We start from the raw sequence: 25,081 nt of genomic DNA on the forward strand, positions 1-25,081 counted from the left end.
ATGAATACAAAATATTTGCTACTCCAAGAAATTGAACAAACCCCAGAACCCATACTAGACGAGGTACTTGATTTTTTACGTTTTCTCAAAGCAAAACAAGACCGAGAAGAATTAGAAACCCAAGCCGATTTAGAAGCCGCTCGTACTGCAATAGAAGAAGCAAAGCAGTACGGTACAACGTCTCTTGCTGATTTAAAACAAGAACTTGGGTTATGACCTATAAAGTTGAGATTACTCCAGCCGCCAAACGTCAAATTAAAAAACTAATTCAGTCTGTGCAATTAGCGATCGTTGAACGCCTCGAACAACTAACAGAAAATCCACGTCCTCCCGGCGCACTCAAAATGCAAGGTGCAGAAAGTTTATATCGCATTCGTGTAGGAGACTACCGCATTATTTATGAAATTCAAGATCAAACGCTCTTAATTGCTGTGGTTAAGGTTGGACATCGCGGAGATGTCTACCGCTAAAAAAGTCTTAAAATTAAAAGTGCGATCCAGCCCAATTATGAGGTCTGACGATGACCCAAACTCCCCTTCTCAATTATCTCTCTACCGATCAGCGCCTCGTTTATGGGGGTATTACCTGGCAACATTTTAAGCTAATTCAAGCAGGTTTTGCCGAGTCGCCAGGGGTCAGACTATCCTACTACAACGGCGAAATCGAAATTATTATGCCGGGACGCGAACACGAATTTTTTAAAACCATCATTGGGATGTTGATCGAATTGTTCTGTTTAGAAATGGCAATCGAATTTGATCCTACAGGTTCTATGACGCAAGAGCGAGAAGGGGAAGTCTCAGCCGAGGCGGATGAATCTTACTGTTTTGGGACATCAAAGCCAACCCCCGATTTAGTAATCGAAGTAATTTTTAATAGCGGTAGTTCCAAAAAACTCCAGCGATATCAAGCGCTTAATGTCCCTGAAGTATGGTTATGGCAAGACGGGCTATTTAGCCTTTATCATTTGCGAGATAATTGCTACGAAAAGATTTCCCGCAGCGAGATTTCAGAACTTGCAACCCTCGATCTAGATTTACTTACCCGTTGCGTATTAATTGCCCAAACGTCTCGATTAGAAGCCGCAACCACCTTTCGCAAAGCCCTGAAGCCCAATTAAATAATAGTTACCATCCCACCGTTGCTCTATTGCGTTTTAAGGCTAAATAACTATGATTACCGCTTATAAATGGACAATAGAACGTTACCATCAGGCGATCGCATTGGGACTATTTGACGATCAGCCCGTCGAACTATTGCGCGGAGATATTATAGTTATGCCCCCCGAAGGAGAGTCCCACGCCTACTACAATAGCGAAGTTGGGGATTATTTACGGGCATTATTAGGCGATCGCGCCAAAGTCCGCGAGGCGCACCCCATCACCTTACCCAACCAATCTGAACCTATCCCAGATTTAGCGATCGCTCAACCTCTAGGATCGGTTTATCTAAAACACCATCCCTATCCCAGCAATATTTTTTGGCTGATTGAGTTCTCAAGCACCACACTTGACAAAGACTTAAACGAAAAAAAAGCCACCTATAGCGAAGCGGGTATTATTGAATATTGGGTAGTAAACCTTACGGGTAAAGAGCTTATAGTTTTTCGAGACTTAGAAAGCGATCGTTACACCACCGAGCGAACCTTCAAAACTGGTGTAGTGTCGCCTTTTGCCTTTCCCGATGTAGAAATTCCGGTGCAACGACTGATGAATCAAAAATAAAATGCGATGTATATGCAGCACAGATTTTAAAAGCGGAGTAATAGAGCAATTATGACGGTCAAAGAGCAACTGTTTCAAAAGTTAGAAACCTTACTTCCAGAAGAACAAGAAGCCGTAATTCAGTTTGTTGATTTTTTGCAGTTTAAAAGAAATCTCCAAAAACCCCAAGAAATAAACATTCATCCTCCTAATAGCTTAAAAGGACTTTGGGCAAACTTACCTATCGAGATTACAGAGGAAGAAATTACCGAAGCTAGACAGGAAATGTGGGATTTCTCAACGGATATTGAATCATGAGTGCGGTAGTTGCTGATACTCATACAATTATTTGGTATTTGCAAAACTCTAAGAAGTTATCACCGGATGCCGTATTGGCTCTCAATGGCGCAATTAATAATGGTTATGCAATTTATATATCAGCAATTTCAGTGGTAGAAATAACATACCTAGTTGAAAAAAATAAAATTCCTGAAATAGCCCTAGAACAACTTTTACAGGCTCTAACCGATCCTAATGTTGGTTTAGTTGTTGCGCCAATGGATCTGTTGGTAGCTGAGTCTTTAGCTAAAATTCCTCGCCTAACTGTTCCTGAAATGGGCGATCGCATTATTGCCGCAACAGCACTTTGCCTCAATTTACCTTTGGTTACGAAAGGTTGCAAAATCAGAGCGCTGTCAGTTATTCAAACCATTTGGTAAGCCAAACTAGGATGAATTGAACAACTAGATATCAAAGCATTTAAAAAAATATCCTATTTGCAGGAACTAAAATGGTTAGCCAAACTAACGAGCAGGCGCTAGAAAATTGCATCGAAACCTCTCTAATAGACCATTCTCGCTACGAAAAAGGCAACGGTGCGGACTTCGAGCGCGAATTTGCCATTGATAGCGCCAAGTTTTGGCGATTTCTGGAAACAACCCAAAAAGAAGAATTAGAAAAGCTCAAAGATCGCCCCAACTGGCAAAGACTTATTTTAGAGCGGCTAGACCGTAAAATCAAAACTGGTGGCATTCTTTCAGTATTGAAAAAGGGACTAGAAATTGATGACGCTCATCTGACCTTGCTTTATAGCCTCCCCTACAACGACGCAAATCCCAAGGTTTTAGAGAACTTCGATCGCAATATATTTTCTGTCACTCGCCAGGTGCATTACTCAAAAAGTAATCCCATGCTGTCTATTGATATGGTGCTATTTATCAATGGAATTGCGATCGCCACTATAGAATTAAAAAACCCTTGGTCGGGTCAAACGGTCTACCACGCTAGAGAACAGTATAAAACTGACCGAGATCCCGCCGAAACCCTCCTCCAGTTTGCGCGGTGCGTCGTCCACTTTGCCGTAGATACCGATGAAGTATGGATGACAACCAAACTAGACAAAAACAATACCTACTTTCTACCCTTCAACAAAGGTTTTAACTTTGGTAAAGGCAACCCCCCCAACCCAAACGGACACAAAACCGCCTATTTTTGGGAAGATACTCTCACCCGTCGCAGTTTTACAAATATCATCGAACACTTAGCGATTTTAGCTCCCCAAGATAGCAAAACCCCCCTTCAGCAAAAATCTCTCTACTTTCCCCGCTATCACCAACTCGATATAGTCCGCCAACTGCTAACTCATGCTCAAAAAAATGGCGTAGGACACACCTATCTAATTCAACACTCCGCCGGGTCGGGCAAATCTAATTCTATTACCTGGACAGCTTACCAACTAATCGAGCTATACGCACCAGGGAGCGATTACCCCCTGTTTGATTCGGTAGTTGTAGTAACAGATCGCACCAACCTTGATAAACAAATCCGCGACAACATCAAAGGTTTCTCGGAAATTAAAAATATTATTACCCATACAGATAATGCTCAAGAACTCAAAACCGCGCTAGAAACAGGTAAGCGGATTATTATTACAACTATTCAAAAATTCCCCTTTATTGTCAATGGTGTAGAAGATTTACGAGATCGCAATTTTGCCATCATTATCGACGAGGCGCACTCCTCCCAAAGCGGTCAAGCGGCGGACAAAATGAACGCGGCTTTAAGTAACGATGACGAAGAAATCGAAGACGACATCCAAGACAAAATTCTTAAAGCAATGGAAGGGCGCAAACTAGGTAAAAACGCCTCTTATTTTGCCTTCACCGCTACCCCCAAAAACACCACCCTAGAGAAATTTGGACAGCAAAACGCCGATGGAAAATTTGTACCATTTCATCTCTATTCGATGAAACAAGCGATCGAAGAAGGTTTTATTCTGGATGTGCTGGCAAACTATACCACCTACCGCAGCTACTACGAGATTCAAAAATCTGTCGAAGACAATCCCCTATTCGATACAGCCAAAGCTCAAAAGAAGCTGAGAGCCTATGTAGAAGGGCATAAAGAGACGATCGCTACCAAAGCCGACAATCATGGTAAATCACTTTTTAGAGCAAGTCTACAAGCCCAGAAAGCTCAAAGGACAAGCTAAAGTAATGGTCGTCACTCGCAACATTGAAGCGGCTATTGGCTACTATTTCGCCATTTGCAAAACCTTAAAACGCGAAAATTCACCCTTTAAAGCGATCGTTGCTTTTTCTGGCAAAAAAACTGTAAATGGCATCGAATACACCGAAGACACCCTCAACGGCTTTCCTAGTAAAGATATCCCCCAGCAATTTAAAGCCGATGATTGCAAAATTTTAATAGTTGCTAACAAGTTTCTCACCGGGTTTGACGAACCGCTTTTGCACACTATGTATGTAGACAAAAAGCTGCAATCTGTTCTAGCCGTACAGTCTCTATCGCGCCTCAATCGTTGCAACAACAAAATGGGCAAAGTCGATACTTTTGTGCTTGACTTTTTCAACACCGTTGATGATATCCGACACGCTTTTGATGATTTTTACACCTCCACATCTTTAAGCGAACCTACCGATGTCAACGTCCTGCACGATTTGCGAGAAGCTTTGGCAATTGTGGGGGTTTACGAAAGCCAAGAAATTCAACAGTTTAACGAGCTATTTTTTAACAAAGTCCCCGCAGACCAACTTAGCCCATTATATAGACGTAGCGGCGGCGAGATTCAATCAAGAATTAGAGTTAGAAAATGAAGATAAGATTGACTTCAAAATTAAGGCTAAACAGTTTGTCAAAATCTACGGTCAAGTTGCTTGTATAATTCTTTACAACAATTTGAATTGGGAGAAATTGTACTGGTTTTTGAAATTCCTCATCCCCAAACTATACGTTAGAGATCCCGCCGTAGACCAAATTGACGAATTGCTCGAAAGTATCGATTTATCTACCTATGGTTTAGAACGAGTGCATCTTAATTATGCGATCACTCTTGAATCAACAGAAGCGCAAATCGACCCCCAAAACTCCAATCTGCGAGGCTATCGCGGCGATGCGCCCCAAAGCGATTCCCTGAGTGAAATTATCGCCGCCTTTAACGATCGCTTTTTTTCTGGTTGGGATGCCACACCCCAAGAGCAAAGAGTTAAATTTATTAACATTGCCCAGCACGTTGTCAATAATCCCAATTATCAAACCCAAGTAGTTGATAATCAAGACGAACAAAACCGCCGCATTGCTTTAGAGCAGTTAATCCAACAAGCTGTTAGCCAAGAACGAAAGCGAGAACTTGACCTTTATAAACGTTATGCTTCCGACCCCGATTTTAAGCGAACTTTTGATGCAGGTATCATGCAATTACTAATTCGTAGCACTCCAGAACAACTAAATCAGTTGCTTGCTTAAGTGTCAATTTCCAATAAGGCTGTATCCTTATGCACTTTCAAGAACTAAGATTAGAATCTCAGCGCTTATTACTGCAACCAATCTTAAATAGCCAACTTGATATCTTGCACAATATTTTCATAGATCCCTACGTGAGAAAGTATTTGTGCGACGATCTCATTTTTTCTCGCCAACAGGTTGAAGAAATGCTACTAGAAAGTCAAAAGCTCTTTAATGAACAAAAGTTTGGGCTGTGGTTTATTGAGACTAAGGGCGAACAAAAAATTATTGGGTTTGCTGGTTTGTGGTATTTCTTTGCCGAAAAGCAACCCCAGTTGGCTTATGCTTTGCTACCCCAAGCAACCAAAAAAGGCTACGCTACCGAAGCATCTAACCGCCTATTGGAGTATTTTTTTAACGAGCTTGGCTATCAATATCTGTTAGCAAGCTGCAACAAGCCAAACCTAGAATCTCAAAAAGTTGCTCAAAGAATTGGGATGAAACAAGTAGAAGAAAAGATCGTTGACGGTAATCCTATATTGTTCTTCAAGATCGAGAAGTAATAATTGATTGATGTTTTAGAGATCGCGATCACATCTATATAGTTTAAATATGCTTAAAGAAATTGCTCCTGATATTTGGGTTGCAGAAGCCCCATTTAAGTATTTTGGCTTGGGTGTTGGTACAAGAATGACGGTTATTCGGCTAAAAAACCTAGAAATAGCCGTTATTTCGCCAATTCAAATCGATAGCGCAACTATCCGTCAGCTTGACGAGCTTGGCACAGTCTCGCACATTATTGCCCCAAACCTTTATCACTATCTATTTGCAGCAGATTTCAAAGCCCTCTACCCAAAAGCAACATTTTGGGCTACTCCAGGCTTGGAAGTCAAAAAACCAGAACTTCCCATCGATCGCAAAATTGATAGTAATGTAGATAATTTTCCTACTGAGCTTCGTTGCGTGTTGTTTGATGGCTTTAAAACTCTTGGCTTCAAAGGCATTGACTTAATAAATGAGTGGGTTTTCTTTCACCCAAAAAGCCGCACCTTGATTCTTACAGACATTGCATTTCACTTTGATGATAGCTTTCCTTTAGTTACTCAATTTGCCGCGAGAGTCATTGGCGGATACAAATCTTTTAGTCCATCCTTGCTAGAAAAAGTTGCAACCACGGAAAAAGCAAAGATTAAATTAGCAGTGCAAAAAATTCTTGATTGGGATTTTGAGCGAGTAATTATGGCTCACGGTAGTATTATCGAAAATCAGGGAAAGCAAAAGTTTAAAGCAGGGTATGAAAGCTTTTTAGGTCAATCTATTAACTAGCCCGCCTAGGGTTAAAACCCCAGGCTAATAAGCTAAAGTCGGCTTAAGCCGACTAAATATATCTCTGGCAATTTCTAAACCACTTAAACTAAGAGGCGCTACCGTCAGCTTTAACCTGAGATTCTGGTAATAAACGACTTACTCCTTGCTGGACAAAAGATTGCAATAGAGCGACTTGTTGGTTTTGCTGAAATACCTTTTGTAAGGTTTGCCCAAATTTATCTAGATTTAAGCCAGTCTCAGCATTTACAGCTACTTCTTGACTTTGGAAATACTCAATCAAACTTAGTCCAGCAACGCGAGTCAGATAAGCTGCGCTAATTCCCTGTAATGCACCACCAGCGACAAAAGTGATGGCATTGCTTTTCAATAAAGTAGCGATCGCTTTTGTAGATAATTCGACGAGTCCCAGCTTCAACATCAAGCTCCCCATTGTTCCGGCTACGGTTTGTGCTTGCTGGAGTGAAAACTTTTGTTGGTAAATATTGCCTAATTCCACTACCAATTGAGCATTAATTGCGGCGGTTTCCAACAAATCCAAAACTGGAACGGGGTTAGCAAAAGCGGCGGCGGCAGCTATCCACTGATATTGCTCAATAATCGGAGTAGCTTTTTGGTGTCTTACTTGGTTTAGAGCAGTTTTTGCTTCTAGTTGCAAACTCGTTGCCTGTCTAATAGTTGTCGCCCAAATTAATTCTTGTCCTTCTTTGATTACCACTTGCTGCAAATAATCGCTTAGTTGGCTGATATCGGCGGCGGGTTTGTCTAACCATTCGCGCACCGAACCATCGCTTTGATGCTGGCGGACTTTGACTTGATTTGGATTTGCATTCATTGCAACTACATCGGCAACTTTTTGTTGCAATGAATGCAGTACCGTTGATCGTGCTTCGCTTAGGTATTGGTCTTGCTTATTAAAAGCTAATATTGTCCGTTGATTTTTGACTGCCATTTGCTGCCATATTTGCCACTGGGAATCGGTCAAGTCTCCACTGGTAACAAATATTACTAAGTCGGCATAATTTGCCTCTAGCAAGGTATTGTTTTCTGGTGTAAATAAAGGCTTAGTTTCTTGGAAATTTACAGATTTATCGCCTGTATTTTCCCAACCAGATAATGCTTTTAGTAGCGTTGTTTTACCTACTGCCTTGCCACCTGTAATAGCTATATTTAGATACTGCCTTTCTAACTCATTATTTATTTTTGTAAATTGCGCTTGTAGCAGTGGTAACGCAATATGATTTTCGGACTCAGTTTGCAATTGGTTAATTGCATTATTAGTATTTGCAATTACTATTTCCGCTTTTTGCCGACTTGGAGGTGAATTATCGACTAATTGAGCTTTTTTTAATTTATTTTGTTGAGATAACCATAGACAAATACAAAGAGCGATCACCCCAAATAAGCCCAATTCGCTCCATTGTCCCATTGAGCTATTAAAGCTTTGCAACAGCCACAGCGCCAAAGATAAACCAACTCCACCTACCAAAATCGGTCGCCGCAATTTAGGCATTAATACTTCCTCTAACATAAAGCTACGCCGTCCAACTTTTTTTGCTCTACTTGCCTTCCCTATGCTACTAAAGAGCGGCACTTGCTGCCCATGCCTAGGCATTTATTAATGGAACTGAAAGTTTTTATGCTGACTTTTGGGGATCGCTAAAAATACTTTCGTAGTTGATGATCCCCAAGATAGATGAGGCTTCAGAAAATAGCGTCTATCCTGGTCAGTGTAGTTGCCAGAACTATCAAATAAAAAACATCGCTCTAATTTATCAAACTGAAAACGATTAGGTCGCTGTTATCTACTTTAATTTCACATTTTTTAGATCGGTGTACTGCTTTAAAAAATCGCGCTTCATTCTTTTTGAAACACGGAGATAAATTATGCAAGACCATAATAGTAATTGCCCTTGCTGCGGTAATCCTTTGCTACGTCACGTCCGCCAACGTGGTGTGTATTGGTTTTGTACCTCCTGTTGGCAAGAAGTACCAATTTTAGCAGTTAGCAAAATACCGCCCAAAGAACCAGCCGTTGCCAGCAAACGCTAGTAACTATGCCAGCAAAAAGTTGTCTGAACCCTGATAAAATCGTGAAACCCAAATTACAGACAATAAATTTATGCTGGCTGCCCTACTCTACGGTAAGGAAGATTTACGCTTAGAACAAGTTGCCGATCCTACTGTTGCCGACGGGGAAGTTGTAATTGAAGTCTCTAGTGCCACTACTTGCGGTACAGATTTGAAAGTATGGCGGCGGGGTGGTCATGCCAAAATGTTACAACTTCCGACTTTATTTGGACATGAAGCTGCTGGAACTATTGTTGCTGTCGGGCAAAATGTCAACAATTGGCAAATAGGCGATCGCGTTGTTGCTAATAATTCGGCTCCTTGCACAAAATGTTTTTTTTGTCAACAGCAAGAGTATTCTCTTTGCCCAAATATCACTTGGAATAACGGCACATTCGCTCAATATCTAAAAATTCCTGCCCCGATTGTCCAGCAGAACTTGCTATCTATTCCTGACGAATTGCCGCATGAATTAGCTTCATTAACGGAACCTTTAGCCTGCGTATTGCACGGAGTCGCCAGATCGAATGTTTTGGCAAGTAAGCGCGTAGTAGTGCTAGGAGATGGAGCAATTGGACTCATGTTTGTGGCAGTATTAGCCAATCAAATAGGCGCAGAAGTATTGTTATTTGGTGGTAATGAGGCGAGGTTGCAAGTTGGAGAAAAACTAGGGGCAGCTAAAACATTTAACTACAAACACATAGAAGATACTACCCAAGTAGTGAAAGATTTAACCGATGGATGGGGCGCAGATGTAGTAATTGAGGCGACAGGCGTACCTAGTGTATGGGAAGATGCGATCGCATTAGCGCGCCCTGGCGCAACAGTTAATCTCTTTGGTGGTTGTCCGCGAGATACGACAATTAGCGTCAATACCGAACAACTGCATTACAGCGAATTAACTCTTAAAGGCGTATTTCACAACACTCCTGAGTATGTACGCGCAGCATTATCGCTCCTAGCTAGTCGAAGCATCCCTTTTGAATTATTAATTAGCGAAAAACGCTCATTGCAAGACTTAGAGCAAGTATTTCAGGATATGAAAGCGCGAAAAGTAATCAAAGTAGCGATCGCACCTTAACGAAAAGTGGCTGATGCGCGATCGCCCTTTGTTGCAGCACTCAAACCTCTGGATCTACTCCCAACTGACGTAGCTGTTCTGCTAATCTTTCTGCTCGTTGGTGTTCTTGTTCAGCCCGTTGGCGTTCAAGTTCTACCCGTTCTTCTGACCACAATAGTAGTTCCCCCTGAGCATCCCACCATCGCAGCCAATAGCCAGTTCTGCCTTCGTGGGTTCCCTCCCATACTCCTAAAAATAGCTCTAATCCAGGTATCCAACAACGTTCTGATTCTTCTAGGGTTTGAACTTGATAGCGTCCAGCTTCTAAAGCATAAACTTCAAGTCGCCCGGTATCTGGTCGAAAGATTGCATAGCGAGGTACTTGAATAACTTGCTCGTAAAAAAACCACTTACCTACACCCTCTGTAAACTCAACAGAGTATTCTTCGCCATAAGTAGCAGAAAGAAACTCCATCACTATTTGAGGAATTACCCCTTCCGTATTAGGAGTATAGCTGCGGCGAATTTGAGATGATTGTCTTAGATTTACAGGTCGCACATACAAAAAGTCTGGTGCTTTACAAATAATTCTCCTGCCAATTGCGGCACACAAAGCAAAGTTAGAAACAACTAAAGCATCCTGCACTAGATTGGGAAAGGCGGTCAAAGGTTGGCGTAAAGCCGCCGCTAATAAAGGCTGGTCTGTATTTTCTACTAGGTCATCGGGGAGAATAAAATCTTCTGGCAAAAGAGGATAGGAAATGGTTAGCTGCGATTCAGGGGTTTGAGTAGTAACAGACACGGCAACCTCTGCTTGAAGGTAAAAAATTATTTGATTTATTCTATTATCTGCTTTCGGCTCATGCGATCGCACGACTACACTCCAACACAAAGTGCGATCGCGCCTTAGCGAAAAGCTTAAGGCCCAAGCCGCCAAACTTTAATAGTGCGATCGCCCTGACTAATTGCCACCGACAAAACCTGCTCGGAATTTCCTGCTAAAGTCCGCAGCAACTTTCCTGTTACTAAGCTCCATACTTTGATTGTTTTGTCTCCACTACTACTAATTAATGTTTGACCGTCAAAGCTTGAAATAGCGTACCAAACAACATTTGTATGACTTTTTAAGGTATGGATTAAAGTGGCATTTGAAGCAGCCGCAGCTAGGGGTTTTTCGGCTCTAAGAGTAGGAAAAGGTGAGGACAGCAAATAGTAGCCGCCCGCGCTTAAAGCCAAAAGAAATGCGATCGCGCCCGATACAACAGATAGCCTCTGTTTGCCTTTTAAATTAGTATTGCTGGCAAGCTCTTGAAAAGCTGGCGTTTCTTGCCCTGTGGGGGGAATAGACAGATTAATTAGCGGTTGGAGTGCCTGTAAAGTGTCTGTCGCCGATTGATAGCGGTCTTTAAAGTGGTAAGACACCATTTTGTTTAAAATACCAGCAAAGGCATGGGAAACTTTAACGTGCTGCTGCCACAAAATTTCTCCGGTTTCCGAGTTTTCTAGCAGTTGGGAAGGATTTAGCCCCGTCAGGGCTTGAATAGCCATCATGCCCAAAGCATAAATATCGCTACTAGGTCTAGGAGTGCCGCGTTCTTGCTCGGCGGGCATATATCCTGGCGTACCGATGGCGATCGTAGCGTCTGCACCCAAGGCAACTATGCGAGTTTTTTCGTAGTCTATGACTGCTTGCGTCCAAGTTTGCTTAGCTGCACCAAAATCAATCAAAACCAACTTGTGCGTGCCGTTTTGTCTAATTAGATTGCTTGGTTTGATATCGCGATGAATTAATCCATAGCTATGCACTACCGCTAAGATTTCCAATACTTCGTAGAGAAGTCGAATAACTCGATTTTCGCTCCAGCAACAACCAGGATAGATTTCCGTACAGAGAGAATAGCCCTCAATCAACTCTTGGACTAAGTAAAACTCTCCATCTTCCTCAAAGTAAGCCAAAAGGTCAGGAACGCGGTTATAGGTGCTGAGCGTGTTGAGGGCTTCTCCTTCTCTAACCAGCGATTTCTTAATATTTTCCACCAAGCTACTGGCACAATTGCCTGTTGTTGGTAGTAGTTGCTTGACAATACATTTGGGGCAATTTGCTTGAGTAATGTCTTTAGCTAGATAGATTTGACAAAATCCTCCTCCTGCCCTCAAGGCTTCAACAATTTGGTAACGCTGCTTTAACAACTTGCCTAACATCATAAGACGCAATGAATCTACTACTGTTGGGCTTCACAGCCAGTTCTACAGTAATTGAAAATATGTTGAGATTGGATAGCTGACTTCTAACCTATCAAAGTAATCAAAGCGATAAATGACATATATTTAGGTACTTTTGGCAGTTTGTAGAGCAAAAATTTATCAACAGACACTGCCACGACCGTTAAAAAACGCCTACGGACGGCAAACACAACTATTAAATTACGGTTCGCACTAATTACTCAAGCCTGAAATTTACTTACATTAACAACAGTGAAAGTAATTGAAGACAAGTAGCAATCATTTTGTTAGCCAATCCTCAGAAATTGACCGCCCTGCCCCAGGTTCGGAAAACCCCCCTAGGAACCATTGGCTAGTCAAGCTCAGTATATAAAATAGTACAAAAACCAACGTACTGAGTGCAATTTTTAGTTTTGAATTGTCCATAAATTTTTAGTAGTTATAGGGAGCTAAATATCTCCAATGGCAAAAGTAGTTGGAATTGACTTAGGTACAACAAATTCTTGCGTAGCAGTGATGGAAGGTGGCAAGCCCACCGTAATTGCTAATGCGGAAGGTTTTCGGACAACGCCATCAGTCGTTGCCTTTGCCAAAAATGGCGATCGCTTAGTTGGTCAAATCGCCAAACGTCAAGCGGTAATGAACCCCGAAAATACCTTTTATTCGGTCAAGCGCTTTATCGGACGTAGATACGAAGAAGTAACCCACGAAGCAACCGAAGTTTCTTACAAAGTTATTCGCGATGGTAGCGGCAATGTCAAATTAGACTGTCCTGGTGCTGGCAAGCAGTTTGCCCCCGAAGAAATCTCTGCTCAAGTGCTGCGAAAGCTGGTAGAAGATGCTAGCAAATACTTAGGTGAAACTGTCACCCAAGCTGTAGTTACCGTCCCTGCTTATTTCAACGACTCCCAGCGTCAAGCTACCAAAGATGCCGGACGCATTGCTGGAGTTGAAGTATTGCGGATTATCAACGAGCCTACGGCTGCTTCTTTGGCTTACGGTTTCGACAAAAAGAGCAACGAAACGATCTTAGTATTTGACCTTGGTGGCGGTACGTTTGACGTATCGGTGCTAGAAGTAGGCGATGGTGTATTTGAAGTATTAGCAACTTCCGGTGACACTCACTTGGGTGGTGACGACTTTGATAAAAAGATCGTCGATTACTTAGCTGACGAATTTAGACGCTCAGAAGGCATCGACTTACGCAAAGATAAGCAAGCTTTGCAGCGCTTAACAGAAGCGGCAGAAAAAGCAAAAATTGAGCTATCTAGCGTCACTCAAGCGGAAATCAACTTACCTTTTATTACCGCTACCCAAGACGGGCCCAAGCACCTAGATACGACTCTAACCCGTGCCAAATTTGAAGAACTTTGTTCTGACCTCATCGATCGCTGCCGCATTCCTGTAGAAAATGCGATGCGCGATGCCAAGTTAGATAAAAGTGCCATCAATGAAATTGTCTTAGTAGGTGGTTCTACCCGGATTCCTGCCGTCCAAGACTTAGTGAAGCGGATACTCGGCAAAGATCCTAATCAAACTGTCAACCCTGATGAAGTAGTAGCTGTAGGTGCGGCAATCCAAGCTGGAGTATTAGCAGGAGACGTTACCGGAATCTTGCTACTCGACGTTAGCCCGCTATCATTGGGAGTAGAAACCCTCGGTGGCGTAATGACTAAAATTATTCCCCGCAACACAACTATTCCTACCAAAAAGTCGGAAGTATTCTCAACGGCGGTAGATGGTCAAAGCAATGTAGAAATTCACGTCCTCCAAGGAGAGCGGGAAATGTCTACCGATAACAAGAGTTTGGGAACATTCCGTTTAGATGGTATTCCGTCAGCACCTCGCGGCGTACCGCAAATTGAAGTTATCTTTGACATCAATGCCGACGGTATTCTCAATGTCACAGCTAAAGACAAAGGTAGCGGTAAAGAGCAGTCCATTAGCATTACTGGCGCTTCTACCCTCGACAAATCTGAAGTCGAGCGGATGGTACAGCAAGCTGAGCAAAATGCTTCTACCGACAAAGAGCGCCGTGAAAAAATCGAACGCAAAAATCAGGCAGATTCTTTAGCCTACCAAGCAGAAAAACAAATTGCTGACTTGGGCGATAAAGTCCCCGCCGATGACAAAGCTAAGATTGAAGGCATGGTCAAAAACCTCAGAGATGCGATCGCTTCAGAAAATGACGATCAAATCAAAACCTTGATGCCCGAACTCCAGCAAACTCTGTACACTATCGGCGCTAACTTGTATCAGCAAGGTGGTGGCGGTGGCGACGGTGAAGCACCTGGTACTCCTGGGGATGATGGTGGTAGTGGTTCTGCTTCTACCCCTAGTGGCGATGATGTAATTGATGCGGATTTTACCGAGTCTAAGTAATACATCTAGTTAAGTCATAAAAACAAGGGGAGGCGTTATGCCTCCCCTTGTTTTGTTTTGTAGGCGATTTAAAACTAACTTCTTCTTACGGGTGCTGTAAGTGCGTTGAGCATGACTTGATAAATGTGGACTTGATCTACAGCGCCAGGAACCCCAGGCACGTCAAATCCATAAGCCTTGTAGCCTTTGCCAATAAACTGTGTCAAGGTCGAAGTTCCTCCTTGATAATAAACTGGCACTAGACGGTTAGTATGACTGCCCCAGCCGTATTTTACGTTAGGATCTGAACCCCAGAAGTGTCCGGCATTGGCGGGGTTATGCTCTACAAAAGTTAAAGCTTCTGCTCCCTTAGTTTTTAATAGTTCGGGGAAGTTGTCATTCAAAGTTAAGTAGTGATCGTGATCGGCAGTAACAATTAGGAGATTTTTTCTCCAGCCGCCATTTTTCTCGATCCAATCGATTGTTGTTTGGACAGCTTGATCAAAACTATTCATTGTCCCAATTAGGTTGTCCATATTATTATCATGAGCAGCCCAGTCAATGTCTCCGCCTTCAATTATCATCCAGAAGCCGTCTTTGTCTTTGCTGACAACTTCCAAAGCTGCGGTTGTCAAATCTGCCAAAGTAGGGTTTTCGTTTACTTCTCTGGCTATGAATTGAGCATCAGTTTCGCCGGGAGCTAACGGACGAACAGTATCAGGCTGAGGAATTCCTGGGGTAAGATTATCCTCATCTGTTGCCGTAGAAAATAATGAGAACATATCAAGACCAGTAGTGCTATAGTCGCCATTGGCTGAACTGACTGGCAAGTTACCATTTTGACCGCGAGCGCCATACAAGCCGAGCAAGCGATCGCCTGATTCTGGTTCGATTCCTTTTGCTGTATCGATTAGCTTCTTGGCAGCATCAGGACCGCGCTCTAAGAAAGTGTAACCGTAACGGTTATTAGTGGGATTGGTTCTTAAGGTATCGTAGGTCTCCTGCTTAATGTAAGTGTAGTTATTAACTGGTCCAACATTAGTTCTGTTTTGGAAATCTAATGGATGACCGCCGCCTAACAATACTGTGGGCTTGAACTGTGTTAGAGCATCCTGCAAAATACTGTCTAAGGCAGGAGCAGGGCTAGTGGCTACAGCTGGATTTTGGTCGTACTTAGCACGGCGGTTGACAGTAGAGATCGCGGCTCCCGGAGTGGCATGAGTAATTGGTACAGAAGTAACTACGCCTGTAGATTTGCCAAGTTTAGTGGCAGTTTGCAAAATTGTGGTCAGGTCTTTCTCAAAGATGTCTACAGCGACTGCGTTGTTATAAGTCTTAACCCCGGTATAAAGTGTGGTTGCTGTGTTAGCAGAGTCGGGGTAGCTGTACTTGATGTACTCTTTGTCGTAACCGTCAGCAGTAGATTGCGTAGGGCTAATAGGTGTCCAAGGATTTGGGCCGCCTCTTTGTGGTTCGTAACCGACTAAGTTACCTAGCGACAAATCAGTGCTACCACCATCTGCCTCAGTACCAGGATTAAAAGGTAAGGGTTTGAAGGCAAAACCAGGACGAACTGGACTTGCACCCGTTGCCGTTAGGGGATCGGTGTTATCTAAATTGGAATTATCTAAAGCAGAATTACCAGTATCAAAGGCAATTACGGGATTGCCGTTGGCATCAACTACTGGATTGTCATCATCATCTATGGTAGAACCAGCAATTGTGGTTCCGTAAGTGGTCATCTGAGCGTAACCAGCTAGGTTCTGAAAGCTTAGACCTCTACCCTTGCCACCTTTGTACATAGGAGTACCGTTGGCAACGGCGGCCGCGCGAGCCATTTCCCAGCCCATGCCATCACCGATCATTAAAATAACGTTGATTCCGTTACCTGCGGCGATCGCGTTTTGTGCTGGCATTCCAAACACCAACATACTTGTACATAGTAAACTTGCCCATGAAAAAGCCAGCCACCGTAGGTGTCTTCCAAACCATGCAATCATTGCAGTGCCTCTAATTAGCTAATTTTTTTTGAGATTGAAATTACTTGTAGAAGTTAGGTTCTAGGTGCGAAGCTGCTACTTGTTTAAAGGCGGCACTAGAAAAACTAGACTTTACTACCGTTTTGGGACTAGCTGCGGCGGTAGTTGGTGCTTGGTTAGAAGTGAACGAAAACAACATGACAGTCAAAAAACTAGCTATAAACCAAGCTACCCGTTGCCAACGTTTTTTCAGGATATTTATCATTGCTGATGCCTCTATTTGTTTGTTAGGAAAAGTGAAATTGTGCTGGCTTACTCGTAAAAGTTGGGTTCTAGGTGCGAAGATGCTACTTCTTTAGCTATGAAGTTACTATTTTGTGGACGCACTACATTTGTTGGTGACTGCAATTGCTTGAAGCCTAGCAGTACAGCAGAGTTGCTGAAATACTGCGTCCACGATTGAGTTTGGGGATTTTTTTGCCAGTTAGCGCGAGAAACTTTAGCAGCCAATAGAGGTACTTCTTGACCGTTACGTTCGCCGATGATGGACACTGTGACTTCTGTCAATCTAGGATTTTGTGCGAAGGCTTGCTCGATTAATTCTCCTGTCAAAGACTCTGCTTGCTTTGTCAAAGCTTGATGGCTGTGATTACTTTGAGTATTGAGTGTATAAGTAATTTGCTTGTCTTCTGCCCAAGCAATAGCAGGGCTACTTAACAAAACTACTAAGCTAGTAAGAATTGCGCGGCTTATATTCATTGCTTAAAGTTCTAACTTTTTAGCTTGATGCCGCCGCTTAATTGCCATACCCATACCAGCCGCTAGTAACAGTAAGGCTGCAATATTAGTTTCTGGTTCGGGAACGGCAGTAGCGCTGACTTGTGCTTGAGCAACTTTAAAACCAAATAGTGGCAAGTCGGAACCCGTAGCATTGTCTAGAAGATAGTCAAAGTCTTGAGAAACTAATACGTCTGCGCCCTCAATTAATAAATTCGTGCCATCAAAGGTAGGCGCGCTATTTATTTTGAGGTCAAATAGTCTTTGACCAGTGCTGACGTTATCTCTAAGGTAGTAACCAGCGTCGTCAAACTCAAAGGAGAAGTCACCAATTTCAAAGGGGGATAGCAAAGCTAACTGTGCTTGGTCTACATTAAAAGCAACGCTACCTGTATGCTCAATAGTGCCACTTAGGGGAGTAAAAGCTTTTGTTTGGTCGTCGTAGCTGAAAGTAAAGTTGGTACCGACAATATTAGGATCGTTGCTGGGAGGAATAATATCAAAGTCTACCTTGTAAGATAGACCGAAGGGTGAAAGAGCTTCATCTAAACTCAAGCTAGTTGTACCAGACTGGATTTGATAGGTCATCGCCGCAGCCTGTACAGATAGCTGGGTAGATGTAATTGCTGTAGTCAGCCCAAGTAGAAGTGCAAAATGATGGACGCGCATATTTGTTAGGGTGGCTAAGTTAACAGATTAAATTTTGTTCTTTTTAGCAATTGGCGATCTAACGTTGTTGGCGAGCAAATAACTCAATTAGATTGCTGTTGAGTAAAGGATGCAAAACAAAGGATTCTTTGGTACAGCTTGTTAGCTCTAAGGTGCATTCTCCAATATCAAACTCTTGCTTCAGGTGAGCTTTTAGCTGTCCTAATAAGCGATCGCGATCGCTACCACTAGGCAAATTTACATTTAGATGAGCAACCAGTGCTATTCGGTTAGAACTTATTGTCCAAATATGTAATTTTTCTACTTGCTCAACGGTATTGAAGGATTTGAGTGCTGCTTCAACCTCCGCTAAATTGATTGGATTGGGTGCATACTCCATCAAAACTGCCCAGCTTTCTTGAAGTACAGGCAAAGCACCCCACCCCAAGAAACAAGCAATTAACAAACTAACAAACCCATCTACCCACAACCAATGGAAAAAGTAGATAGCTATAGCCGCCAGAATTACACCTAAAAAACTAGCCGTATCTGCCACCATATGCAGGAAAACCCCGCGTAAGTTCAGATCGTTTTGGCTTGCTTTGTAGAGTAAGGCAATATTGATGCTATTAACCAATAGCCCAATTCCTGCTAATATCACCATCGGTAGCCCCATTACTGGAGTTGGTTCTAGCCACTGGCTTGCACCTTCCCAAGCAATCGATAAAGCGATCACAATTAAAGCAATACTGTTAGCTAAAGCTGCTAGAACCTCTACTCGCTGATGTCCAAAGGTCGCTCGTTTACTAGCAGGTCTAGTAGCTAATTTTTTAGATACTATCGCTAGACCTAAGCTGCTAAGGTCTGAGAGCATATGTCCTGCATCTGCTTGGAGTGCCAAACTACCGCTCCAAAGCCCTGTCGCTAATTCGGCAATAAAAAAACTACTTAGTATAATTACCGAAAACCATAGTAGTTTGGTTTTCTGCTCGTTACTACCAGTATTAATTATCTTTGAATAATCGCAGCAAGGACTCAGTGTTATTGCGGTGCGATGATGACTAATATCTTGTTCCACCGAGAACGCCATCTCCAATCCCTGTTTGCCTACAAACGGATGAATACCTGAACGTACTTTAGTAGTTTTTCCTATCGTAAGAAACTAAGCTTTGATTAAGTTTGGGTAAAAATACGGGCAATTCAAAGAAAAAATAGTAATCGTAAAGAAAAAATCAGTAATAATACGGGGTTGGCGCTCGGTGGCTAGGAGAAACTTATTAAATAATTTAGTCATTGTTGACTATCAAAGGCTCTAATTTTTCTGAGCAAACGGCAAAAAATGCTAAAAAGTAGACTATTTGAATTAATTTCTCAATTTGTAGGATATTACTAGCTAATCTCCCTCAAAAGGCTGACATTACTGACGAAAGTAGGATTAGTTCAAAGTTTTTTAACTAATCCTACTTTTCTTGTACGGCGAAAAGTGTCAATATTTAACACCATATGAAGCTTATTTAAACTTCGATGCCAGAACTGCAACCCTCCATAACTCAGCACTATCACGAACGGACTAAATACGATCCAGAGACTATCGCTTCTAGAAGCCAAGGTTTGGACTGGAGTAAGCAACCAGCACCGTTTAAAGAGTACAAGCTAGGGAAAACTATCGATCTAAAACTATACCTCCAAGAGGAAACAACAGAAGTATGGTGGCGGCGGTTGTCGCGGCTACTATTATCTAGCTATGGGTTGACAGCTAGGGTAGATACAATGGGAGCGCCTATATACTTAAGGGCTGCGCCTTCGGCAGGGGGCTTATATCCTGCCGAAATTTATTTAGTTTCTCGCGGTACGCCATTGCTGCCACCAGGACTATACAACTACCAAGCTCAAAATCATTGTTTAGTCCATTTTTGGGAAAGTGAGGTTTGGCAAAGTTTGCAATCGGCTTGTTTTTGGCATCCAGTATTGCAACACACCCAGCTTGCTGTCGCTACTACGGCGGTATTTTATCGCTCGGCTTGGCGCTATCAAGACAGGGCTTATCGCCGGATATTTTTAGATACAGGGCATCTACTCGGCAATATCGAACTTGCTAGTGCTATCAATGATTTTCGCCCCCATCTCATCGGCGGCTTTATCGATGAAGCGATAAATAATTTGCTGTATTTAGATGCGGATACTGAAGGTGCGATTTCTATTATTGGCTTGGCAGATTTGTTAGATGTCCAAGAAAACCTACCTCGTGGTTTAACAGCTTTAGCTTCTACCGTCCAAACCCAGTATCCAGCGATTTCTGATGGTCAGCTATTGCCTTACTACCACCGCGCTACAGCGATTGAATCTATGACTCCAGTTGAGCGCCCAAGTATTAGTGAAGACAAATACAATTTTCCTTTTTGCCTCAAAGTTCCAACTATTTCCCCGCCTATTGATTGGGGCGGAAAGTTATCAGCGTTAGAACAAACTATTTTTCAACGTCGCTCCACTCGCACTTACAATGGCGAAAACTTAACTTTGGCAGAACTCAACGCTTTACTCAATTTTACCTACCAACCCCAGCACTACGTTGAGCAAGAACTAGACGGAACCCCCGATTACTTTGCTTTGCACTTAATTGAAACATTTATCGCTGTGTCTGGGGTAGAAGGCTTAGAATCTGGTTGTTATTACTACGCGCCCAAAACTCAAGAATTGCGGCAAATCCGATTTAAAAACTTCCGCCGAGAATTGCATTTTCTTTGCCTGGGGCAAGATTTGGGACGGGATGCGGCAGCAGTTTTGTTTCATACCGCCGACTTACAAGCAGCAATAACTCAGTATGGCGATCGCGTTTATCGTTACCTCCACATGGATGCTGGGCATTTGGGGCAACGCCTCAACTTGGCTGCTATCCGCCTCAATTTGGGTGTAAGCGGGATTGCCGGATTTTTTGACGATCGCGTCAATGAAGTTTTGGGCATTCCTGTTGATGAAGCTGCCATCTACATCACTACTCTAGGTCGTCCGCGCTGAACAATTAATCTTTGCTATTGGGATCTTGAGGTGGCATTGCCGAGTCGGCTAAATCTTCTAAGTGCATTCTTTGCTCCATCTGGCGCAAAAAGTAGCCTGTCATCATTGCTGACGCGAGTAAACCAGCTAAGTTGTCTTTGTCTGTAGAAACTTTGACATTGAAATGCTCCGAAGGCAGCATTCCTACCAAGCCCTGGACGTTGTGAGAGATTATTTGTTTAATTTCGGGGCTGGCAGACTTGGCAACGTGAGACAAAATCTCTGGTGATTGACTTTGGAGATATTTTAACAAGGGGTTTACTCGGTCTTCTTGGGCGCTGTCGCTGAGAAAGTCAGAATTAAAAACCATGTGTAGTTTTAGATAATCGATCTCTAATGTGACGTACGATTGCTACAAACGGCAACCTGCCATTGGCAGTTTATCGTAATTTTATACATTAGTTTTGGGCTTAGTTGCATTTTTAAGAACAGCAACAAATTTTCATCTCAATTAATTTGCGTGCTTGCATTATCTCAACTATTACAAATCTGTAATGTATAAATTTTAGCAAACTAACAATTATAACTATTGAATTGAGCCGTGCCAGGGGTGGCAGATAGTAAATCTTTTTTAATTATTGTTTGTAGCAGCAAATTCCATTTCTAGCTGATGGGGCTGGCTTTCGAGCAATTGCTGTGGCAGTTGATCCATCTGAAAATACTGATTGAATTTTGGCGCAATTGATAGCAAATGAGAGCGGGAATCGGTTTGTCGGCGTTTGCGGATAAAACCTAGCTCTACCAGTTCTTGGACGTGCTGATAAGCGCCAGAGCCGCGTAAATCGACTAATTGAGTTTGAGTAATTGGGGAATGGAGAGCGATCGCTGCCAAAGTCCGCAAGGCTCCTACACCCATTTCTAGAGGAATCAAAACTTGAACCAACGATTGAAAATCTGAACGCAATTGCAGACTATAACTAGAATTAGTTTCGACAACATCAAGAGCAGTATCGCGGTGAGCGTAGTCGTCTATAAGCTCAATTAAGGCTTCTTCAACACTTGGGCGATCGACTTTTGCATATTCTGCAATTTCGGCGATCGTTAGCGGCTGACCTTTCAAGTAAAGGATGGCTTCAATTTTGGTAGCTAAGCGCATTGAGTCAAAGATAGAAACATTAGATTTTGAGTTACAGGTATTCTTGCATAGACTGGATCGAGGTTACAAAAATCCCCCGCAAAAAATGCGGGGGTAATTCCCAGAACTTTAGATGATTTTTATTTACTAGCAGCTACTTTTGGCTCTACCAAGTTTTCTAATCCCGATACAGCTTTAGCTGATTTAATTACATCTCCAGCTTTGAGTTGTTCCAAAACTTCTTTACCTTCAGTCAAGTAACCAAACACCGAGTAGCGACCATCTAACAAATTTCTCCCGGCGGGGGTAAGTTCTGGTTCAAACAGAAAAAAGAAAAATTGCGATGACGCACCATTAGGTTCGCCTTCAGGACGAGCCATAGCGACGGTTCCGTAAGCAGAAAAAGGCAAAACTACCCCATCGCGGTAACGCCCAGCATCCTCTAGAGTAATTCCGTAAGTTGGAGTCTTATCATTTTCGGCAAGCACTTCTAAAGGAATAGCGCGGTATTTGCCAGTATCAGGGTCGATAAATCCTTGTTCTTTACCAGGCGGATCGCCGACTTGCAGCACGTAAGAGTCTTCACTGCGCGTAAACTCTAAGCCATTATAAAAACCTCTTTGTACCAAATCGACAAAGTTTCCTGCCGTAACTGGGGCGCTATAACCATCTAAAACAACTGTAAGATCGCCTTTGTTTGTGGTTAATTCTACGGTGGCGCGACCTTTAAGTTGAGGCAAATTGCTGTACTCTGCTGGTACTTCAAAGGGAAAACCTACAGCCATCAGGTCTTCCAATTGTCCTACTAAATTTAGCAACTTAGCTCGGTCTTCCCAAATTTGATTTTTTTCCTTAGCTTCCACCGCCGGTTGGAGAGTTTCTATCCCGGCTTGAATTTGATCGATTAAGGCGATCGCTTGAGGTTTGCGATCTTCAGGAACTGTTGCTAGTAGTTTTGCCGATCTATCTTTAACAATTTTGTTTGCTTTTTTTAGATCGCTCGAAATAGCACCCCAGCGCCGATTTGCGCGTAGTTGGGCAGCAATATCTTCTAGACTTGCTTGCAATTCTCGTACAGTTGGGTTGTCAATGGGTAGTGAGTAGCGCAACAATGCTTTGCCGTCGGTAATCGCATTACCCGCCGGCAAGGCGGCGAAACTTGCAGGAGTCCAGCCAATCGCACTGGTTCCTAGAAATAGGACAGCAAGTAGAGTTACAACTAGGCTGGCTCTACGCCAGCGTTTCCACAATTTTGTCATGGGATAGCTAAAAAAATGCGCCATCAAATCAGTTTACCTTACCGAAGTTGCAACTAAAACTTCAAAATCTTTGCGCCTCCTTTCCTTGTCCCCTCCAAGCGGTACAATAAATGCCGATTGTCCTGCAAAAAAAATCCTGTCAATTTCCTCATGATCTCTAGTAACGACTTCAGACCGGGTGTAACGATTGTATTAGATGGCTCTGTTTGGCGGGTAGTAGAATTTCTCCACGTCAAGCCGGGTAAAGGTTCAGCTTTCGTGCGGACGAAACTAAAAAATTCCCAATCTGGCAGTGTTATTGAACGCACATTTAGAGCCGGGGAAACAGTACCGCAAGCGAACTTAGAAAAAAGTACCATGCAGCATACTTACAAAGAAGCTGATGAGTATGTGTTTATGGATATGGAAACCTACGAAGAAAGCCGCTTGAGCGCCAGCCAAATTGGCGATCGCGTTAAGTACATTAAGGAAGGCATGGAAGTAAACGTCGTGCGCTGGGACGAGCAAATATTGGAAGTTGAATTGCCCAATACGGTAGTTTTAGAAATAACGCAAACAGATCCTGGGGTTAAAGGCGATACGGCAACCGGAGGTACAAAACCCGCTACCGTAGAAACTGGCGCAACGATCATGGTTCCCTTATTTATCACTACTGGCGAACGCATCCGCATTGATACCCGTACCGATAGCTACCAGGGACGAGAATAAAGATTGTTGAGGAGAAGCCTTACTTCAGCTAATTTGAAAAGATAAATTGGTATTAATTGCAACATTTTTCTGAGTTAGAAAAATAATGCGATCGCGAATAAATGAGGTCAATACCTGCTGTGCCACTCGATTTTAACGAACTGCGCCAACTTTTAATTACAATTTCTCAAACTGATATCACCGAGTTTGCTCTCAAAAGCGATGATTTTGAATTGACGATCCGAAAAAATCCTAGAGTCAGTGAGGGAATGTCACCAGGATCGGCAGTGGGTAGCTCTAAGTCAGCACTCCCGGCGGCGACGACCCCTAGTACAGAATTAGTCGATAGCAGCCCCATTGAGCCAGTAGTAAATGTCCAAGCCCCTGTAAGCTCGCCACCTCTTGAGCAAAAATTTGTAGAAGTAATTTCCCCAATGGTAGGTACATTTTACCGCGCCCCGGCTCCTGGAGAAGCAGCTTTTGTCGAAGTTGGCGATCGCATTAGTCTGGGTCAAACAGTGTGCATTATTGAAGCGATGAAACTGATGAACGAGATTGAAAGCGAGGTGTCTGGGCAGGTAGTTCAAATTCTCGTTCAAGACGGCGAACCCATAGAATACGGGCAACCTTTGATGCGAATTAACCCGAACTAAAGAATATAAACGGTTTGATTTCCAATTCCTTGCTAAAATCTTGGGATCAGTGCTTTTAGGGTGATCTTCATGAAATCAGCAATATCTGGACCATCAGAAATTGTGCAGCAAGTAGCTGAATACTTCAGCCTCCTAAGCGAACCGATGCGCTTGCGTCTACTAAATTTGCTGCGTGATCGCGAGAAATGCGTGCAAGAACTTGTAGAGGCGACTCATACAAGTCAGGCAAATGTCTCTAAGCACTTAAAGATTATGTGGCAGGCAGGTATTTTGAGCCGTCGCAGCGAAGGGACTTGTGCTTATTACCGCGTGGAAGATGAAATGATTTTTGAACTATGTAACCAAGTATGCGATCGCTTAGCCAATCGGATCGAACAACAAGCCCACCAATTTCGCGCTCTCAATGGCAAGGGACAAGGAATCAGAGGTAAAAGGCAAGAGGCAAGGGGCTTGCCTTATTCATGA

At 42.9% G+C, this 25,081-nt stretch carries 26 protein-coding genes and 1 pseudogene; 16 read left to right on the plus strand and 11 right to left on the minus strand.

Annotated elements, in window-relative coordinates:
* From AC2VE5_RS06845 to AC2VE5_RS06885, 9 genes and pseudogenes are all read left to right on the plus strand, one after another.
* Positions 1-216, plus strand: a complete 216-nt coding sequence (locus AC2VE5_RS06845) for a DUF2281 domain-containing protein (protein ID WP_486887020.1) — start codon at positions 1-3, stop codon at positions 214-216.
* Complete coding sequence (locus AC2VE5_RS06850; protein ID WP_486887021.1) at positions 213-470, plus strand: type II toxin-antitoxin system RelE family toxin; 258 nt, start codon at positions 213-215, stop codon at positions 468-470. The genes AC2VE5_RS06845 and AC2VE5_RS06850 overlap by 4 nt, the downstream gene beginning before the upstream one ends.
* 50 nt (positions 471-520) lie before the next feature.
* The gene (locus AC2VE5_RS06855) at positions 521-1,120 is read left to right on the plus strand and encodes a Uma2 family endonuclease (protein ID WP_486887022.1); all 600 of its coding nucleotides are present in this window, start codon (positions 521-523) and stop codon (positions 1,118-1,120) included.
* Between the two features lie 52 nt (positions 1,121-1,172).
* Complete coding sequence (locus tag AC2VE5_RS06860; RefSeq protein WP_486887023.1) at positions 1,173-1,724, plus strand: Uma2 family endonuclease; 552 nt, start codon at positions 1,173-1,175, stop codon at positions 1,722-1,724.
* Between the two features lie 51 nt (positions 1,725-1,775).
* Positions 1,776-2,021 carry a hypothetical protein gene (locus tag AC2VE5_RS06865; RefSeq protein ID WP_486887024.1) on the plus strand — a complete coding sequence of 82 codons (246 nt, stop codon included), beginning with the start codon at positions 1,776-1,778 and terminating at the stop codon, positions 2,019-2,021.
* Positions 2,018-2,422 carry a type II toxin-antitoxin system VapC family toxin gene (locus tag AC2VE5_RS06870; protein WP_486887025.1) on the plus strand — a complete coding sequence of 135 codons (405 nt, stop codon included), beginning with the start codon at positions 2,018-2,020 and terminating at the stop codon, positions 2,420-2,422. The genes AC2VE5_RS06865 and AC2VE5_RS06870 overlap by 4 nt, the downstream gene beginning before the upstream one ends.
* A gap of 71 nt (positions 2,423-2,493) precedes the next feature.
* Positions 2,494-5,465 (plus strand): annotated as a pseudogene (locus tag AC2VE5_RS06875) (type I restriction endonuclease subunit R).
* A 29-nt stretch (positions 5,466-5,494) separates the two neighbouring features.
* The gene (locus tag AC2VE5_RS06880; RefSeq protein WP_486887026.1) at positions 5,495-6,007 is read left to right on the plus strand and encodes a GNAT family N-acetyltransferase; all 513 of its coding nucleotides are present in this window, start codon (positions 5,495-5,497) and stop codon (positions 6,005-6,007) included.
* 49 nt (positions 6,008-6,056) lie between these two features.
* Positions 6,057-6,770 carry a DUF4336 domain-containing protein gene (locus tag AC2VE5_RS06885; protein ID WP_486887027.1) on the plus strand — a complete coding sequence of 238 codons (714 nt, stop codon included), beginning with the start codon at positions 6,057-6,059 and terminating at the stop codon, positions 6,768-6,770.
* Between the two features lie 88 nt (positions 6,771-6,858).
* Here AC2VE5_RS06885 and AC2VE5_RS06890 read toward each other — a convergent pair whose 3' ends face one another.
* The gene (locus AC2VE5_RS06890) at positions 6,859-8,301 is read right to left on the minus strand and encodes a YcjF family protein (protein ID WP_486887071.1); all 1,443 of its coding nucleotides are present in this window, start codon (positions 8,299-8,301) and stop codon (positions 6,859-6,861) included.
* A 356-nt stretch (positions 8,302-8,657) separates the two neighbouring features.
* On the opposite strand from AC2VE5_RS06890, the gene AC2VE5_RS06895 reads away from it, so the two are divergent.
* Positions 8,658-8,822, plus strand: coding sequence for a hypothetical protein (locus tag AC2VE5_RS06895; RefSeq protein WP_486887028.1), 165 nt, complete (start codon positions 8,658-8,660; stop codon positions 8,820-8,822).
* Positions 8,823-8,892: 70 nt separating this feature from the next.
* A complete protein-coding gene (locus tag AC2VE5_RS06900) occupies positions 8,893-9,921 on the plus strand; it encodes a zinc-dependent alcohol dehydrogenase (RefSeq protein ID WP_486887029.1) in 1,029 nt (342 codons plus the stop codon).
* A gap of 40 nt (positions 9,922-9,961) precedes the next feature.
* Here the strand turns inward: AC2VE5_RS06900 and AC2VE5_RS06905 are convergent, their stop codons facing one another.
* Together AC2VE5_RS06905 and AC2VE5_RS06910 are read right to left on the minus strand one after the other, a co-directional pair.
* Positions 9,962-10,702, minus strand: a complete 741-nt coding sequence (locus AC2VE5_RS06905; protein WP_486887072.1) for a Uma2 family endonuclease — start codon at positions 10,700-10,702, stop codon at positions 9,962-9,964.
* A gap of 116 nt (positions 10,703-10,818) precedes the next feature.
* Positions 10,819-12,105 carry a protein kinase domain-containing protein gene (locus AC2VE5_RS06910; protein ID WP_486887030.1) on the minus strand — a complete coding sequence of 429 codons (1,287 nt, stop codon included), beginning with the start codon at positions 12,103-12,105 and terminating at the stop codon, positions 10,819-10,821.
* A gap of 480 nt (positions 12,106-12,585) precedes the next feature.
* On the opposite strand from AC2VE5_RS06910, the gene dnaK reads away from it, so the two are divergent.
* On the plus strand, positions 12,586-14,505 hold the full coding sequence (dnaK, locus tag AC2VE5_RS06915; protein WP_486887031.1) for a molecular chaperone DnaK: 1,920 nt from the start codon (positions 12,586-12,588) through the stop codon (positions 14,503-14,505).
* Positions 14,506-14,579: 74 nt separating this feature from the next.
* Here dnaK and AC2VE5_RS06920 read toward each other — a convergent pair whose 3' ends face one another.
* Genes AC2VE5_RS06920 through AC2VE5_RS06940 form a run of 5 tightly spaced genes read right to left on the minus strand, consistent with a single transcriptional unit; the run spans position 14,580 to position 18,978 of the window.
* On the minus strand, positions 14,580-16,484 hold the full coding sequence (locus AC2VE5_RS06920; protein ID WP_486887032.1) for an alkaline phosphatase: 1,905 nt from the start codon (positions 16,482-16,484) through the stop codon (positions 14,580-14,582).
* A 40-nt stretch (positions 16,485-16,524) separates the two neighbouring features.
* Positions 16,525-16,728: a hypothetical protein gene (locus AC2VE5_RS06925; RefSeq protein ID WP_486887033.1), complete on the minus strand. Its 204-nt coding sequence runs from the start codon at positions 16,726-16,728 to the stop codon at positions 16,525-16,527.
* A 47-nt stretch (positions 16,729-16,775) separates the two neighbouring features.
* Entirely contained in the window at positions 16,776-17,222 is a 447-nt protein-coding gene (locus tag AC2VE5_RS06930; RefSeq protein WP_486887034.1) for a hypothetical protein, read from the minus strand.
* A gap of 3 nt (positions 17,223-17,225) precedes the next feature.
* The gene (locus tag AC2VE5_RS06935) at positions 17,226-17,909 is read right to left on the minus strand and encodes a hypothetical protein (protein WP_486887035.1); all 684 of its coding nucleotides are present in this window, start codon (positions 17,907-17,909) and stop codon (positions 17,226-17,228) included.
* A gap of 58 nt (positions 17,910-17,967) precedes the next feature.
* Complete coding sequence (locus AC2VE5_RS06940) at positions 17,968-18,978, minus strand: cation diffusion facilitator family transporter (protein WP_486887036.1); 1,011 nt, start codon at positions 18,976-18,978, stop codon at positions 17,968-17,970.
* A gap of 434 nt (positions 18,979-19,412) precedes the next feature.
* On the opposite strand from AC2VE5_RS06940, the gene AC2VE5_RS06945 reads away from it, so the two are divergent.
* Entirely contained in the window at positions 19,413-20,903 is a 1,491-nt protein-coding gene (locus tag AC2VE5_RS06945) for a SagB/ThcOx family dehydrogenase (protein ID WP_486887037.1), read from the plus strand.
* Positions 20,904-20,907: 4 nt separating this feature from the next.
* On the opposite strand, the gene AC2VE5_RS06950 is transcribed toward AC2VE5_RS06945, so the two are convergent.
* The 3 genes from AC2VE5_RS06950 to AC2VE5_RS06960 form a co-directional block, all read right to left on the minus strand.
* Positions 20,908-21,252, minus strand: coding sequence for a DUF760 domain-containing protein (locus AC2VE5_RS06950; protein ID WP_486887038.1), 345 nt, complete (start codon positions 21,250-21,252; stop codon positions 20,908-20,910).
* Positions 21,253-21,513: 261 nt separating this feature from the next.
* Positions 21,514-22,038: an SMC-Scp complex subunit ScpB gene (gene scpB, locus AC2VE5_RS06955; protein ID WP_486887039.1), complete on the minus strand. Its 525-nt coding sequence runs from the start codon at positions 22,036-22,038 to the stop codon at positions 21,514-21,516.
* Between the two features lie 119 nt (positions 22,039-22,157).
* A complete protein-coding gene (locus tag AC2VE5_RS06960) occupies positions 22,158-23,276 on the minus strand; it encodes a peptidylprolyl isomerase (protein ID WP_486887073.1) in 1,119 nt (372 codons plus the stop codon).
* 150 nt (positions 23,277-23,426) lie between these two features.
* Here AC2VE5_RS06960 and efp point away from each other — a divergent pair, with 150 nt between their 5' ends.
* The 3 genes from efp to AC2VE5_RS06975 all read left to right on the plus strand — a co-directional run bounded on the left by efp (position 23,427) and on the right by AC2VE5_RS06975 (position 25,081).
* The gene (gene efp, locus AC2VE5_RS06965) at positions 23,427-23,984 is read left to right on the plus strand and encodes an elongation factor P (RefSeq protein WP_486887040.1); all 558 of its coding nucleotides are present in this window, start codon (positions 23,427-23,429) and stop codon (positions 23,982-23,984) included.
* 119 nt (positions 23,985-24,103) lie between these two features.
* On the plus strand, positions 24,104-24,616 hold the full coding sequence (gene accB / locus AC2VE5_RS06970) for an acetyl-CoA carboxylase biotin carboxyl carrier protein (protein WP_486887074.1): 513 nt from the start codon (positions 24,104-24,106) through the stop codon (positions 24,614-24,616).
* A 69-nt stretch (positions 24,617-24,685) separates the two neighbouring features.
* Complete coding sequence (locus AC2VE5_RS06975; protein ID WP_486887041.1) at positions 24,686-25,081, plus strand: ArsR/SmtB family transcription factor; 396 nt, start codon at positions 24,686-24,688, stop codon at positions 25,079-25,081.

Source organism: Aliterella sp. E5.1, from assembly GCF_057473825.1.

Bases quoted from the DNA above. Each gene is read 5' to 3' on its own strand.
- AC2VE5_RS06845 (WP_486887020.1), top strand. From the start codon at position 1: ATGAATACAAAATATTTGCTACTCCAAGAAATTGAACAAACCCCAGAA.
- AC2VE5_RS06850 (WP_486887021.1), top strand. From the start codon at position 213: ATGACCTATAAAGTTGAGATTACTCCAGCCGCCAAACGTCAAATTAAA.
- AC2VE5_RS06855 (WP_486887022.1), top strand. From the start codon at position 521: ATGACCCAAACTCCCCTTCTCAATTATCTCTCTACCGATCAGCGCCTC.
- AC2VE5_RS06860 (WP_486887023.1), top strand. From the start codon at position 1,173: ATGATTACCGCTTATAAATGGACAATAGAACGTTACCATCAGGCGATC.
- AC2VE5_RS06865 (WP_486887024.1), top strand. From the start codon at position 1,776: ATGACGGTCAAAGAGCAACTGTTTCAAAAGTTAGAAACCTTACTTCCA.
- AC2VE5_RS06870 (WP_486887025.1), top strand. From the start codon at position 2,018: ATGAGTGCGGTAGTTGCTGATACTCATACAATTATTTGGTATTTGCAA.
- AC2VE5_RS06880 (WP_486887026.1), top strand. From the start codon at position 5,495: ATGCACTTTCAAGAACTAAGATTAGAATCTCAGCGCTTATTACTGCAA.
- AC2VE5_RS06885 (WP_486887027.1), top strand. From the start codon at position 6,057: ATGCTTAAAGAAATTGCTCCTGATATTTGGGTTGCAGAAGCCCCATTT.
- AC2VE5_RS06890 (WP_486887071.1), bottom strand. From the start codon at position 8,301: ATGTTAGAGGAAGTATTAATGCCTAAATTGCGGCGACCGATTTTGGTA.
- AC2VE5_RS06895 (WP_486887028.1), top strand. From the start codon at position 8,658: ATGCAAGACCATAATAGTAATTGCCCTTGCTGCGGTAATCCTTTGCTA.
- AC2VE5_RS06900 (WP_486887029.1), top strand. From the start codon at position 8,893: ATGCTGGCTGCCCTACTCTACGGTAAGGAAGATTTACGCTTAGAACAA.
- AC2VE5_RS06910 (WP_486887030.1), bottom strand. From the start codon at position 12,105: ATGATGTTAGGCAAGTTGTTAAAGCAGCGTTACCAAATTGTTGAAGCC.
- dnaK (WP_486887031.1), top strand. From the start codon at position 12,586: ATGGCAAAAGTAGTTGGAATTGACTTAGGTACAACAAATTCTTGCGTA.
- AC2VE5_RS06920 (WP_486887032.1), bottom strand. From the start codon at position 16,484: ATGATTGCATGGTTTGGAAGACACCTACGGTGGCTGGCTTTTTCATGG.
- AC2VE5_RS06925 (WP_486887033.1), bottom strand. From the start codon at position 16,728: ATGATAAATATCCTGAAAAAACGTTGGCAACGGGTAGCTTGGTTTATA.
- AC2VE5_RS06930 (WP_486887034.1), bottom strand. From the start codon at position 17,222: ATGAATATAAGCCGCGCAATTCTTACTAGCTTAGTAGTTTTGTTAAGT.
- AC2VE5_RS06935 (WP_486887035.1), bottom strand. From the start codon at position 17,909: ATGCGCGTCCATCATTTTGCACTTCTACTTGGGCTGACTACAGCAATT.
- AC2VE5_RS06940 (WP_486887036.1), bottom strand. From the start codon at position 18,978: ATGGCGTTCTCGGTGGAACAAGATATTAGTCATCATCGCACCGCAATA.
- AC2VE5_RS06945 (WP_486887037.1), top strand. From the start codon at position 19,413: ATGCCAGAACTGCAACCCTCCATAACTCAGCACTATCACGAACGGACT.
- AC2VE5_RS06950 (WP_486887038.1), bottom strand. From the start codon at position 21,252: ATGGTTTTTAATTCTGACTTTCTCAGCGACAGCGCCCAAGAAGACCGA.
- scpB (WP_486887039.1), bottom strand. From the start codon at position 22,038: ATGCGCTTAGCTACCAAAATTGAAGCCATCCTTTACTTGAAAGGTCAG.
- AC2VE5_RS06960 (WP_486887073.1), bottom strand. From the start codon at position 23,276: ATGACAAAATTGTGGAAACGCTGGCGTAGAGCCAGCCTAGTTGTAACT.
- efp (WP_486887040.1), top strand. From the start codon at position 23,427: ATGATCTCTAGTAACGACTTCAGACCGGGTGTAACGATTGTATTAGAT.
- AC2VE5_RS06975 (WP_486887041.1), top strand. From the start codon at position 24,686: ATGAAATCAGCAATATCTGGACCATCAGAAATTGTGCAGCAAGTAGCT.